Genomic DNA, 13,982 nt, shown 5'->3' with positions numbered 1-13,982 from the left:
TGAGCTCATAACCACACTTTTGAAAAGATTTTAAGAGAGCAAATAATGAAATCATTAATCATTAAACTGTGGCGTACCATGACGCGCCCAGCTGTACATATCAGCCTAGGTGTGCTGACTATGGGCGGCTTCATTGCTGGTGTTATCTTTTGGGGTGGCTTTAACACCGCTCTAGAAGCAACCAACACAGAAGAATTCTGTATTAGTTGTCACACAATGCGTGACAACGTGTACGTTGAGCTGCAAGAAACGGTTCACTGGAAAAACCATTCAGGTGTTCGTGCTACTTGCCCTGACTGTCACGTTCCTCATAACTGGACAGACAAAATTGCTCGTAAGATGCAAGCTTCTAAAGAAGTATTTGCACAAGTATTTGGCAACTACGACGAACCGGGTGTGTTCGAAGAGCGTCGTATCGAACTTGCGAAACACGAATGGGATCGTTTCTCGGCAAACAAATCTTTAGAGTGTAAGAACTGTCACAACTACGAATCGATGGATTTCGAGCAAATGTCTCCAACCGCTCGTATCCAAATGAAGCAAGCAGCAGAGAAAGATCAAAGCTGTGTTGACTGTCATAAAGGTATCGCGCATAACCTGCCAGCAGGTATGGACAGCATCGGCGGTATCGTGGGTGACCTAGAAGGTATGACTTCAAATACAGATTACTCAGTAGGTCAGCAACTAGTGAGTGTTCGTCACCTACCTATTTACTTTGATGCACAAGGCACTAAAGAAGCCGGTCTTCTTAACCCAGCATCGACCGTTAAAGTTCTTGAAGACAAAGGCGAGTTTGTTGAAATCGAAATCGATGGCTGGCGTAAAGCGAAAGGCTTTGGTCGCGTAATTCAAGAAGACTTCGGTAAGAACATTGCGACTGCGTCTCTGATGAAAGAAGCAGCGACAGATAGCAACATTGTGACGACTGGTGAGAAAAAAGTGGATGAGCTAACGGGTCTTCCATGGGAAAAAGTGGCGGCGAAAGTATGGCTTAAGAAAGAGTCTATGCTGAACGACATCAATCCTGTTTGGGAAAAATCTCGTGAAGCGTACAAAACCAACTGTTCAGTATGTCACACGCAACCTGCGGAAGCGCACTTCGATGCGAACACCTGGCCAGGTATGTTCGACGGTATGTTGGCGTTCGTTAACCTAGATACAGACAGTGAAGCCCTGATCTTGAAGTATCTACAGAAACACTCTTCAGATTATGCTGAAGGTCACCACTAATAAGCGTCGGATTGGAGTAATTTAAATGGCTATTACACGAAGAAGTTTTCTTAAAGGTGTAGCAACCACAAGTGCAGCGTCAGTTATTGGTCCTAGCTTATTGGCGTCAGCCTCTGCCAATGCTGTTGAGACGACAGGTACTTGGAAAGTAACAGGTTCTCACTGGGGCGCGTTTCGCGCCCACATCTACGCGGGTAAAGTTCAAGAGATCAAACCGCTAGAGCTAGACAAAAACCCAACTGAAATGCTAAACGGCATCAAGGGCATTATTTACAGCCCTTCACGTGTACGTTACCCAATGGTTCGTCTAGATTGGTTGAAGAAACACAAATACAGCGCCGATACTCGCGGTAACAACCGTTTCATCCGCGTGACTTGGGATGAAGCGCTAGATTTGTTCTACCGCGAACTAGAACGTATTCAAAAAGACTACGGTCCATGGGCGCTACACGCAGGTCAAACAGGTTGGAACCAAACAGGTTCATTCAACAACTGTACCGCGCACATGCAACGTGCAGTGGGTATGCACGGCAACTTTATCACGAAAGTAGGTGACTACTCGACGGGTGCAGGTCAAACCATCATGCCTTACGTACTTGGTTCAACCGAAGTTTACGCACAAGGTACGTCTTGGTCTGAAATCCTAGAGAACTCTGACAACATCGTTCTTTGGGCTAACGACCCAGTGAAAAACCTTCAAGTAGGTTGGAACTGTGAAACGCATGAGTCGTTTAAGTACCTGGCACAACTAAAAGAAAAAGTAGCGAAAGGTGAGATCAACGTTCTATCTGTAGACCCAGTGAAGAACAAGACTCAGCGCTACTTAGAGAACGATCACTTGTACATTAACCCGCTGACAGACGTAGCGTTCATGCTTGCTGTGGCGCACGTGCTGTACAACGAAGACTTGTACGATAAGAAGTTCATTGATACTTACTGTCTAGGCTTTGAAGAGTTTATTCAATACGTTCAAGGTAAGACAAAAGATAAAGTAGAGAAAACACCAGAGTGGGCTGCGGCTATCTGCGGCGTGAAAGCGGACAAGATTCGCGAATTCGCGCGTATGCTAGTAAGTGGTCGTACACAGATCCTGATGGGTTGGTGTATCCAGCGTCAAGAGCACGGTGAGCAGCCATACTGGGCAGCGGCTGTGGTTGCTGCAATGGTTGGTCAAATCGGTTTACCTGGCGGTGGTATCTCTTACGGTCACCACTACTCAAGTATCGGTGTACCTTCAACTGGTTTCGCGGGCCCTGGTGGTTTCCCTCGCAACCTTGACCAAGGTATGAAGCCGAAGTGGGACAACAACGACTTTAACGGTTACAGCCGTACTATCCCAGTTGCACGTTGGATCGACTGTCTGCTTGAGCCAGGCAAAGAGATCAACTACAACGGCGGTAAAGTGAAACTGCCAGACTTCAAGATGATGGTGATCTCGGGTTGTAACCCATGGCACCACCATCAAGATCGTAACCGTATGAAGAAAGCGTTCCGCAAACTTCAAACGGTTGTAACGATCGAGTTTGCTTGGACTGCAACATGTCGTTTCTCGGATATCGTTCTACCTGCGTGTACGCAATGGGAACGTAACGACATCGACGTATACGGTTCATACTCGAACAAAGGTCTGATTGCAATGCATCGTCTCGTCGATCCATTGTTCCAATCTAAGCCTGACTTCCAAATCATGAGTGAACTAACTCAGCGTTTTGGTCGCCGCGAAGAATACACTCGTGGTATGAGCGAGATGGAGTGGATCGAAAGCCTATACAACGATTGTAAGAAAGCGAACGAAGGTAAGTTCGAAATGCCAGAATTCAATGAGTTCTGGGAGAAGAGCGTACTAGACTTCGGTGAAGGTAAACCTTGGGTTCGTCACGCGGACTTCCGTAAAGACCCTGAGCTTAACCCTCTAGGTACACCGTCTGGCTTCATCGAGATTACATCACGTAAGATCGGCCGTTACGGTTACGAACACTGTCAAGAGCACCCAATGTGGTTCGAAAAATCAGAGCGTTCACACGGTGGCCCTGGTTCAGACAAATACCCATTCTGGTTGCAGTCTTGTCACCCAGACAAGCGTCTGCACTCTCAAATGTGTGAGTCTGAAGAGTTCCGCGCGACATACGCGGTGCAAGGTCGTGAGCCTGTTTACATCAACCCAATCGATGCAAAAGCAAAAGGCATCAAAGACGGTGACTTGGTACGCGTATTCAACGGCCGCGGTCAGCTACTAGCTGGCGCTGTTCTAACTGACAGTTACCCACGTGGCGTTATCCGTATCGAAGAAGGTGCATGGTACGGTCCTCTAAACGAGAAAGAAGGCGCAATCTGTACTTACGGTGACCCTAATACGCTAACGCAGGACATCGGCTCTTCTGAGCTTGCTCAAGCTACTTCTGCGAACACATGTATCGTAGACTTCGAGAAGTTCACAGGCAAAGTACCGCCAGTGACTTCATTCGGTGGTCCAATCGAAGTTGCTTAATTAGTGCAATTTGCATAAATCGAAATACCAGCCTTCGGGCTGGTATTTTTTTAACCAAAATTTCAGTGAGCGTTATCTCAATAATAAATTTGTGACGCTAAACGACAGTAGGATTCGTGACGTTGATAACGAATTGGGTGGGACAAGCAGGGGATAATGAACCAAGCTAAACAATAATAATTAAGTGAGTAGACTCTTTATGGCTCAGAGCATTCAATTGGCAAATCACATTGAGATCACTGTGAATAACAACGACCTCCAAGTTGAAGTTGAGGGTAATCAATTACATTTTTCTTTTGCTGGGCTTCACAATAAAACGTTTACCGACCGTGAAGTGTTGTTCGAGATGCCGTTTTTATACGAGCACGAGGCCAATGTGATTGGCGATGGCTTCCAAATGCTGGCGCAAACAGCGGGAACGGTTAGCTATCCCGTTGATATTGGTCGCTGTCCAGACAATAACCCTTCTTATCGAATCTATCCCAAAGATGCCCCTAAGCGTTACTACAACTATTTAGTGGTGGAAGGCTCGGCTGGCTATACCTTGTTTGGCTTTACTTCATGTCACCGTTTTGCGGGCTATTTTGATGTTGTACTGCGTGATGGACATTGGGTTTTATCGGCCGCGATTGATGGTGAGTTTACTCAAGTGGCGGATTGGGAAAGTAATCAACTTGAATCCGTGGCGGTACTCTGCGGCCAATCTCTGTCTGAGCTTTATCAAATCTATGGAGAGATGATTGCAGAGCATCATCCTGTTCGCCAAGGTGTGACACAAGATGCGCCTGTCGGTTGGTGTTCGTGGTATGCCTACTACGCAGACGTGACAGAGCAAAACATCATGCAGAACGTTGATTGCATGCAAGATAAGCTCGAAGACCTAGAGTGGGTACTTCTGGATGATGGCTATCAAGCCTTTATGGGCGATTGGTTAACCCCATCGGATAAATTTTCTGGTGGCGTGAAAGAGCTCATTCATAGTATCCGTGCAAAAGGCAAAAAGCCGGCAATTTGGATGGCCCCCTTTATTGCTCAACCTGAGTCGGAGATCTTCAAACAACACCCAGAGTGGTTTGTTCGTCACAAAGATGGAAGCTTACTTAAAGCAGAAGATGTCACATACGGTGGTTGGCGCTGCACACCTTGGTACATACTCGATACCTCAAATCCAGAAGTACAAGACCATCTGACGAATGTGGTCTCTGTCATGAGACAAGAGTGGGGCGTTGAATTGTTCAAGCTAGACGCGAACTATTGGGGCACCTTGAAAGGTGTGCGTAAACAATCTGGTATTACAGGCGTTGAGGCGTATCGCTTAGGAATGGAAGCGATTGCTAAAGGCGCTGGTGATGCGTGGCTTTTAGGTTGCAACGCGCCAATGTGGCCATCTCTAGGGCTTGTGGATGCAATGCGTGTTTCTGATGACGTAGAACGCCATAGTCGTCGTTTCGAGCAGATAGCCAAAGAAACCTTTTACCGTAGTTGGCAGCATCGAAAACTGTGGCAAATTGACCCGGATTGCGCGACATTCACGTCATTAGCTAATCAAGCCGCATCCAGAGAAGAGTATGAATTTCATCGCACGGTGTTATTGGCGTGTGGTGGTTTGCTGCTGTCTGGCGATCCGCTCCCTGAGATTACGCCATTTGCAAAGAAGACATTGGCTAAGCTCATGCTACGTCAACAACGTAACCAAGAGTCAGCAAAGTTTACCGCTTTGAGTTTAAATCACGCGTTTTTAAAACTAACGACGAAGAATGACCTCCATTGTTTGTTTAATTATGCGAGTTACGGAGCGATGGAATTTACGCTGACGTCTGATCAACCGGTGGACTGGTATGATTACTGGACAGGGGAAAAGCTAAACCAAGAACCTTGCCAGTTGTTAATGGTGAGCGTGGATAAAGGGCTCAATGCGAAAGCGATCGTTACAGCATAACGTGAAGTAAATCGCCCAATACCAAGATCAAGAAAGGAGCCTATTGCGGCTCCTTTCTCGTTTGATGCTCTGAGCGTTAGAACTCGAATAAAAAGTAATACCCGTATCCAACAATAAACGCAGGAATGGACGAGTAAATAGTCGCGACCAATGCAGCTTTCGGTGCCATTGCAATGGCGGGGAATAGGGCGTCACCATCGTTAGAAATCGCATTGGCCAGTTGCGCAGAAAGTGGCGCTGCACCAGAAATGTATAGGCTAGTGACTAAAATTTGCGGTCCGCAACCAGGCAACATACCAATGGCTAGGCCAGCTAATGGCATCCAAATTCCCCAATGAGAAAAGGTTTCTACAAGGTCGAGTCCAGAAAAATAGGTTGTCAGCTCAAACGCCAGAAAAGCAACGATCACCCAAGCACTGACGAAATTCGTATCTTGTGCTGCTTTTTGAATCGGGTGTGAGTCCACGATTTTTTCATCTTCAGAGACCGTTGACTGATAATCGCCAAGTTCTTTTGTCATCGCCCATAATGACATTGTGATCACTGCAAAGATAGCGCCCAGCCATTCAATGGTGTTGGCTTTCAAAGATAGCAACTGATTAATATCTAGTTGGAAAGACATTAACACAGCAACGACACTAGCAGGTACAATAAGCCATTTCCAAAATGCGCCTTGTAGATTGATTGCACGTTGTTCAAGAGGCGTGTGTCGGTCTGTCTGGTGTTGGCAACAAGCATGTGTCTGAAGTGCTTCTTTTGGCTCTGGGCGCAGAAAGTTATCAGCATGAAAAGCATTAACGACCAGCCCTGAAAGAGTACCCACGATTATGCCTAATCCAACCACGCCTAATCCAACACTTGGTTTGGCGGCAAGAAGTAAAAAGGCAGCGTCACCCATTGTTGAAGTAAGTACCGCGACAATCGCACCAAATCCCACTCGGCCACTAATAAATTGCGTTGTCACAACAATAGCGCCACCACAGCCAGGCAAAGCACCCAATAAAGAAGCAAAGAAAACCTGATGATTACGCGAGCGATGGTAGAGCTCGGTAATTCGATTGGTTTTCGACATAAAGTTTGAAAGATAATGATAAATAGCCAATGTGGCAGCAACATAGCATGACACCGCCCAGAATGAGTCGGATAGCGTCTGTACGGCAACGTCACGTGTATTTTCATTGCCTAGCAAAATGAGCATGACGATAGGGATCAGCAATCGCTTATAAGCTAAACGAAACTGAGTAGGCTGAAACAACTGTTGTGCAGAGTGTAAAAATTGGGTCGCGTTCATCGTTTACTCAAATGCAAATAGGAATAATTATCATTATATGTAAATGAGATTTATTCGCAATAGCATTGTGAACTTTTCTTCGTGTCAAACTCTCTGAAATCAGGTAAAGTATCGGCCTTTGTGAGCAAACACGCCCTAATTAACTGTATTAGGCGGCGTATAAAATTGACTTGAATAGGAAGAAACATGATTCTAGTTGTAGGTCATAAGAACCCAGACAGTGACAGTATTTGTAGTGCACTCGTTGCAACTGAACTTCTAAAAGCGCGTGGCGTTGAAGCTATGCCAATTCGCCAAGGCGAAATCAACCGTGAAACTCAGCACATCCTAGAAGTTGCTGGCGCTGAAGTTCCTGAGCTTCGCACATCAGTCGCGGGTGAGACCGTTTGGCTAGTAGATTACTCAGATCTAGCACAAGCACCAGACGATATCGCAGAAGCTGAAATTGCGGGTATTGTTGACCACCACCGCCTAGGTGACGTGATGACAGTAAACCCAATGGAAGCATGGATCTGGCCTGTTGGTTGTACCAACACTGTTCTATTCAACATGTTCAAGATTGAAGGTCACGCGATTACTCCACAAATCGCTAAGCTAATGATGTCAGCAATTCTATCTGACACAGTAGGCTTCGCTTCTCCAACTTGTACACAAAAAGACAAAGATGCCGTTGCTGAGCTAGCGGTAATCGCAGACGTACAAGATGTTGACGCATTCACTAAAGATCTTCTCATTGCTAAGACAAACATCGAAGGTCTATCTGCGGCTGAGCTTGTTGAGAAAGACCTTAAAGGTTACCCATTCAACGGTCGTGACGTAGTAGTAGGTCAGGTTGAGCTTGCAACACTAGAGCAAGTTGACGGTATGATCGAAGCACTAGAAGCGGATCTAGAAGCGCGTTGCGAAAAAGATAACCTTGCATTTGCTGCTGTAATGCTAACAGACATCACGACTGCTCAAACTCGTCTTCTATACAAAGGTGAGTGGGCTGAGAAGCTTGTTAAGCACGAAAAAGACGGCATGCTAATGATGGAAAACACGCTAAGCCGTAAGAAGCAAGGTTGGCCTTGGCTTCAAACTGAGCTAGCGTAATTTCATTATTACCAGCATATACTGTAAATGCCCGCTTAGCTGCGGGCATTTTTCTATGGGAAACAGGAGACGAATATGTCTGAGCAACTCACCCAAGAGCAGATGGATACCATCAATCGCTACAACGAAGAGCAACGCTTAAAGTACTGCGTAAAAGAGATTGTGGCGAATCGTAAAGTTTGGATTCTGAAAGATGAACATGGCTGTGTCATGTTAAATACAGAAGATGATGATTGTGTACCAGTATGGCCAAACGAAGAGTTTGCTTTGCAATGGGCGAATGGTGATTGGGAAGATTGCGAGCCAGAAGCGATCTCTCTAAACAAGTGGCACAGTCGTTGGACCTCTGGTCTAGAGGATGACGAGCTATCGATTGTTGTATTCCCAAATCAAAATGAAGAAGGGGTCGTATTGTTTCCTGACGAGTTTGATTTTGAACTGCGCAAACAAGCGAGCCGCCGTTAGTTTTTTGATTAGTACCCATACAATAAAGAAGCCTGCTTTAACGCAGGCTTCTTTACATTTGCACGATGACATCCTTGATAGGCTATTTTGTTTGGTGGCTTGGCGCCTTATAGAAGTGGCTTTCGACTAGGCGTTGAGTGATCGGATGTTCTGGGCTAGTGAGTACCTGGTTAGTTTCGCCAAACTCGACCACTTCACCTTCATGCATCACCATCACTTTGTCAGTGATGTGCTTAACAATGCCAATGTGTTGAGATACATACACAAATGACAATCCCATCTCTTCTTGTAACTCGAGGAATAAGTTAATGATCTGTGAGCGCATGGCCATATCCAAACCGTTTAACGCCTCGTCAGCGACAATGATGGAAGGTTGAAGAATAAGCGCACGAGCTAAACACACACGCTGTTTTTGACCTGCCGCTAGCATTTGTGGGTAAAAATAGGCGTGCTCAGGCAACAATCCGACGCGGAGTAGGGTGTTCTTCACACGCTGCATGCGTGCATCTGGCGGCATGTTGGTGTTTCGCTTTAACGGACCTTCCAAAATACGGCCAATCTGGATACGCGGGTTGAGCGATGTGTTTGGATCTTGGAAAATCATGCGAATGAGCTTGCAGCGTGTCGCGTAATCTTTGTGCTCCAAACGTTCGCCATTCACACGGATCTCTCCGGAGCTTGGCTCTACAACGCCTGCAAGCATGCGGGCAAGAGTGGATTTTCCTGAACCGTTTTGGCCAATAAAACCGATAGTTTGCCCCGGCTCTAACGTAAAGCTCACCGGTTTGACAGCCTCATTAACCTGACGTTTAAATAGTCGGGAGCGCGTAACAAACTGCTTCGATAAATTATCGACTTCAAGTAACGCACTCATGACTTTTTCTCCGTGTTCAATGGAAAGTGGCAGTTAAATTTATGATTCTTAATTCGTCTGGTGTGTGGAATTTCAACACATTGTTTCTGCGCATACGGGCAACGTGGACCGAGTCGACAACCGATGGGCAGATGCTGCAATGGCGGAATCGATCCCGGTAGGGATTGGAGTTTTTGCTTGTGTGGTACCCAATCATTAAAGTCTGGCATCGCTTTAAGCAAGGCATCTGTATACGGGTGCTTGGGTGCCGCAATGATTTTACTGGTATCGGCAGACTCTACCGACTGACCACAATACATTACCGTAATGCGGCCCGCCCATTGTGTGATGGTCGCTAAGTCGTGACCGATAAGCAGAATGGTCGTGTTATTGAGCTGGTTCATACGGCTCAATAAACGCAATATTTGCGACTGGGTAATCGGGTCTAAGTCGTTGGTTGGTTCATCTGCGATCAGCAACTTTGGTTTGGTCGCTATCGCCATGGCAATCATGACTTTTTGACACTCACCATCGGTCAGTTCATAAGGATAGCTACCCATTAAGCGTTTATGGTCTTTAATCCCCACTTTGTGCAAAAGCGCGATGGCCTGTTTTTTACGCCATTTAAATCGCTCCCACCATTTCCCTTCAAACGCGCGAGATGGGATGGACTCGATCAATTGACGTCCCACTTCTTCTGAAGGATCAAGACAGGTTGATGGCTCTTGGAAGATCATCGCAATATCACGAGCAATGACACGTCGACGCTCTTTTGGCGTAAGCTGAAGCAAGTCAATATTGCCAAGGCGCATACGGTCCGCGGTAATGCGCCAGTTATCTTTACTTACCCCGACAATTGCTTTTGCAACTAAGCTTTTCCCTGAACCAGACTCACCTACAAGACCACGAATCTCACCTTCATTCAAAGTTAGGCTCATTCGGTCCACGGCTTTGACCAACCCTTGAGGGGTTTCAATCTCAATAGTCAAATGTCGAATATCTAACAACGGCATTATTCGATCCCCGCATTAAGCGCTTGACGTACACCTTCACCTACTAAGTTTAGGGTAATAACGGTAAACATGATGGTTAGGCCGGGTAGGGTTACGGTCCAAGGTGCAATATAAATCAACTCGACAGAGTCACCTAATATTGCTCCCCACTCAGTACTTGGTGCTTGTGCGCCTAAGCCAAGAAAGCCCAGCGCAGTAATATCTAAAATCGCAGCAGAGAGCGCGAGCGTGATTTCAGCAGCAATAACCGTCAATATGTTGGGAAGAATTGAACTCCACAACAAGTAGAAATCGTTCGCGCCATCAAGACGTGCTGCCATGATGTAGTCTTTTTCAACTTCGGTGTGGACTGCGATATAAACAGAACGAATAAAACGCGGAATCAATGCCAAGCAGATCGCGAGTAAAATGTTGAACCCACCAAAACCTAGAAATGCCACAAAAATGATCGCTAATAACAACGAGGGAATCGACATGACAGTATCGAGCAAGTGATTGAGAGTACTTGAGAGTAAGCCTTTCGTCATACCTGCTAATACGCCAATCAAACAACCTACGACCGCGGCAATCGCAGTGATGGCAACGGCTGCACCAAATGTAAGTTGAGAGCCCATGATCAAGCGTGACAGAATGTCTCGGCCTAAGTCATCGGTTCCCAAAAAGTAATCAACCGTTCCAGCTGGGGCCCATGATGGCGGCACAAGCAATTCGCCTGACTGTGCTTGGGCATCAAACGGCGCAAGCAGTGGCGCAAAAATGGTAATTAGGACGATAAATACCAAGCACCATAGGCCAAACATGGCTAGCCCGTTGGCGCGGTAACTTCGCCAAAATCGCTCAAACTGAGTTGGAATGCGTTCTTCCTGATAAACGTTATTTGTTAGCATACCATTCCTTTCGAACTAGAGGGTTAATCATCGCGCCAATCAAATCAGAGAGAATATTAGCGGTGAGAACCAAAGTCGCAAGTACCATCACGCCAGCTTGGATTGATGCATAATCTTGGTTTGCCAATGCATCTAACAACCAACGACCAATACCTGGCCAGTTAAAAATAGATTCAGTGATGATAGCCAAGGTAATCATACTGGAAAGTTGAACACCGACTTTGGGGATGATAGGCGGTATTGCATTACGCAGCACATGTTGAGTAACGATCTCGCGGTTAGAGAGACCTTTGATTCTCGCTGCACGAATGTAGTTTTGGCTCATCACTTCCGCCACCGAAGAACGCATTAGTCCGACAACCTGCGTGGTTGGAGCCAAAGCGAGCACCAAACATGGCAGCACCATATGCTCAATGACGCTTTGCAGTGCGTGAGCGCGGTATTCACCTTTCGCCATGAAAGCGTCGATAATGGCAAATCCGGTTACATGATCAATTTCGTAAAGTAGGTCATACCGTCCTGCCACGGGAAAGAGTTGGTATTCCAATGAAAAAACCATGATAAGTAACAAAGCAACCCAAAAAATTGGAGCGGAATAACCAGACATCGACATGAATGAAATGCTGGTGTCGAGCCATTTACCTTGCTTCATCCCAGCCACGGTTCCAAGTGGAATGCCGATCAAAAGGGACACCAAAAAGGCAAAAAAGCACAGTTCCAAAGTGGCAGGGAATACAACGGCGAGTTCGTCATAAATCGCATTACCATTTTTACTTATGCCAAAATCAAGCTTAGAAAGGTTGATTAAGTAAGTTTGCCAGCCAGACCAAAAATCAACGTTTGCCCAGTGCGAGAGCGGGTCGAGGCGAAGCAGAGAAAAGCCCACTAACGTGAGGATCATCAAAGTGATGAAAAATAGGTTAAAGCGTCGAACGGTATACCAAAACATCAGTGAATTCTCTCAACTCTATCAAACGGTTGGGCATTGAAAGGGCTTGATTTGAAGCCTGTCAGTGATTTGTCGTGAACACGGAATTGCACACCATGTGCCAGAGGAATTACCGGGAATTCTTGATTTAAAATGTTCTGCGCTTGGCGATATAAGTTCAGACGGTAACGCGGTTCTTGGGTTTCCAATGCCAAATCGAGCAAGAAATCGAAATCATCGTTACACCACATCGATACGTTGAGGCCAACGCGATCAGACTCACAAGATAATAACGGGCGAAAAAAGTTGTCAGGGTCCCCGGTATCACCAATCCAACCAGTTAAAAGTAAATCGATGTCGTTGATGTTCTCTAAATCCACACGTTCGAATCTATCATCGGTTAGCAACGTTAACTCAACCCCAATATCGGCAAAATTCGCTTGGATTAGCTCCGCGGTCTTGCGAGGACTTGGGTTAAAGGCGCGTGGTTCAAGTGGTACCCACATGGTCAGCTCTAGACCGTCTTCATAGCCAGCATCACGGAGTAGTGCTAATGCGTAGTTACGGTCATAACGAATTTTTACGCTGTCCTTTTGATAGGCCCATGAATTAGGCGGTAGCAATGTATAAGCTTGCGAGCCAGTTCCGTAGTAAACCGAATCTAAAATGTTCTGACGGTTAATCGCTAAGTTAAGTGCTTGGCGGACGCGAGCATCACTCAGTGCCGTCGTTTCAGTGTTGATCGCAATAAAGGATACGTTGTTGGCTGGCGTAGCAGTTAACTCAAGATTGTCATTTTCTTGAATAACGGGTATTTGGCTTGAAATAGGCGAAGAGAGCACATCACACTCGTTTCTTAAAAGTTTCGCCAAGGTACCAGTGCCTCTGTGAGAGATATCGAACACCACTTGTTCCATTTTTGCTGGTGACTTCCAGTAATTAGAATGACGCTCTAATCGAATCAAGTCGTTCACTTGGTACTCTTTTAGTTGATATGGGCCGGTACCGATAGGAAGTTGGTCGATTTCTTCTTTATGATCTTTTGCTGCCAGTTGCTGTCCGTACTCCGCAGACAATATGACAGCATGGCTGGTGGCAATATTTGCCAAGAAGGAAAAATTTGGCTGAGATAAGGTAAACCTTACCGTATGCTCGTCAATCGCAGTCACGTCTTGCAACAGGTTTTGAAAATCTAACCCTGCAAACCATGGATAAAAACCACCACCAACTTGGTGAAAAGGATGGTCTACATCAATGATTCGCTTGAAGCTAAATACCACATCTTTGGCATTCAATGGTCGAGTGGGAGTGAACCAGGACGTGGTTTGGAATTGAACATTACGTTTAAGCTTAAACGTGTATTCCGTTCCTGACTCATTCACAGACCAACTCTCAGCGATATTTGCTACTGGCTGATGTGATTTAGGATCGAGCGTGAGCAGCGTATCGTACAACTGCGGGCTCAGTGCCTCTGCGGTAATACCGCTATCAATAAGCTGAGGGTTAAACGTGGTTGGCTTACCTTGTCCGCAAAACACAAAGCCAGCTTTGCGAATGTCATTGTGGTCAATTTCATCACCACAAGCGGTCAGTAGGCTAATCCCAATAAGGCTCAGCGATAATCTTATAAAAGCATTCATAATATGAAATGTTCATTGGATCTTGCTTGTTTCATTTGATCTTACTCTTTCAGAGCTAACAAGCGAAAATGATCTCGCTAATTTATCACCTTTGTGAACTCGCTCCAAACATAAAATCCATACACTGTAAGGTGTTATGCTTGAAAGACATACAAA

General features: G+C 45.9%; 11 protein-coding genes. 5 read left to right on the top strand and 6 right to left on the bottom strand.

The window, feature by feature from the left end; translation table 11 throughout:
- The first annotated feature begins 45 nt into the window (after positions 1–45).
- From torC to NL643_RS00560, 3 genes are all read left to right on the top strand, one after another.
- Positions 46–1,230, top strand: a complete 1,185-nt coding sequence (torC, locus tag NL643_RS00570; protein WP_031780338.1) for a pentaheme c-type cytochrome TorC — start codon at positions 46–48, stop codon at positions 1,228–1,230.
- 25 nt (positions 1,231–1,255) lie between these two features.
- A complete protein-coding gene (gene torA, locus NL643_RS00565; protein WP_065645350.1) occupies positions 1,256–3,718 on the top strand; it encodes a trimethylamine-N-oxide reductase TorA in 2,463 nt (820 codons plus the stop codon).
- Positions 3,719–3,917: 199 nt separating this feature from the next.
- The gene (locus tag NL643_RS00560; protein WP_253643730.1) at positions 3,918–5,657 is read left to right on the top strand and encodes a glycoside hydrolase family 36 protein; all 1,740 of its coding nucleotides are present in this window, start codon (positions 3,918–3,920) and stop codon (positions 5,655–5,657) included.
- 76 nt (positions 5,658–5,733) lie between these two features.
- Here NL643_RS00560 and NL643_RS00555 read toward each other — a convergent pair whose 3' ends face one another.
- Positions 5,734–6,948: a putative manganese transporter gene (locus NL643_RS00555; protein WP_253643729.1), complete on the bottom strand. Its 1,215-nt coding sequence runs from the start codon at positions 6,946–6,948 to the stop codon at positions 5,734–5,736.
- Between the two features lie 186 nt (positions 6,949–7,134).
- Between NL643_RS00555 and NL643_RS00550 the strand changes: the two genes are divergently transcribed.
- Both NL643_RS00550 and NL643_RS00545 read left to right on the top strand, forming a co-directional pair.
- Positions 7,135–8,040, top strand: coding sequence for a manganese-dependent inorganic pyrophosphatase (locus NL643_RS00550; protein WP_005393312.1), 906 nt, complete (start codon positions 7,135–7,137; stop codon positions 8,038–8,040).
- Positions 8,041–8,115: 75 nt separating this feature from the next.
- A complete protein-coding gene (locus NL643_RS00545; protein ID WP_005378129.1) occupies positions 8,116–8,505 on the top strand; it encodes a DUF2750 domain-containing protein in 390 nt (129 codons plus the stop codon).
- An 82-nt stretch (positions 8,506–8,587) separates the two neighbouring features.
- Here the strand turns inward: NL643_RS00545 and NL643_RS00540 are convergent, their stop codons facing one another.
- The 5 genes from NL643_RS00540 to sapA are packed head-to-tail and all read right to left on the bottom strand — an operon-like array spanning position 8,588 to position 13,826.
- A complete protein-coding gene (locus NL643_RS00540; protein ID WP_006742848.1) occupies positions 8,588–9,379 on the bottom strand; it encodes an ABC transporter ATP-binding protein in 792 nt (263 codons plus the stop codon).
- Complete coding sequence (locus NL643_RS00535; protein WP_005378126.1) at positions 9,376–10,371, bottom strand: oligopeptide/dipeptide ABC transporter ATP-binding protein; 996 nt, start codon at positions 10,369–10,371, stop codon at positions 9,376–9,378. The genes NL643_RS00540 and NL643_RS00535 overlap by 4 nt, the downstream gene beginning before the upstream one ends.
- Positions 10,371–11,258 carry an ABC transporter permease subunit gene (locus tag NL643_RS00530; RefSeq protein ID WP_005378123.1) on the bottom strand — a complete coding sequence of 296 codons (888 nt, stop codon included), beginning with the start codon at positions 11,256–11,258 and terminating at the stop codon, positions 10,371–10,373. Before NL643_RS00530 ends, NL643_RS00535 begins: the two co-directional genes overlap by 1 nt.
- Positions 11,245–12,207 (bottom strand): ABC transporter permease subunit, encoded by a 963-nt coding sequence (locus NL643_RS00525; RefSeq protein WP_237308453.1) that lies wholly within the window; start codon positions 12,205–12,207, stop codon positions 11,245–11,247. Before NL643_RS00525 ends, NL643_RS00530 begins: the two co-directional genes overlap by 14 nt.
- Positions 12,207–13,826 (bottom strand): ABC transporter substrate-binding protein SapA, encoded by a 1,620-nt coding sequence (gene sapA, locus NL643_RS00520; protein ID WP_005393298.1) that lies wholly within the window; start codon positions 13,824–13,826, stop codon positions 12,207–12,209. Before sapA ends, NL643_RS00525 begins: the two co-directional genes overlap by 1 nt.
- Positions 13,827–13,982: the final 156 nt, after the last annotated feature.

Origin of the sequence: Vibrio sp. Y42_MX_L11 (genome assembly GCF_024181785.1) — a bacterium.
GTDB classification, from domain to species: domain Bacteria; phylum Pseudomonadota; class Gammaproteobacteria; order Enterobacterales; family Vibrionaceae; genus Vibrio; species Vibrio diabolicus.
The sequence above is the reverse complement of the archived record's forward strand: the minus strand, read 5'-3'. Positions and strand labels throughout refer to the sequence as shown.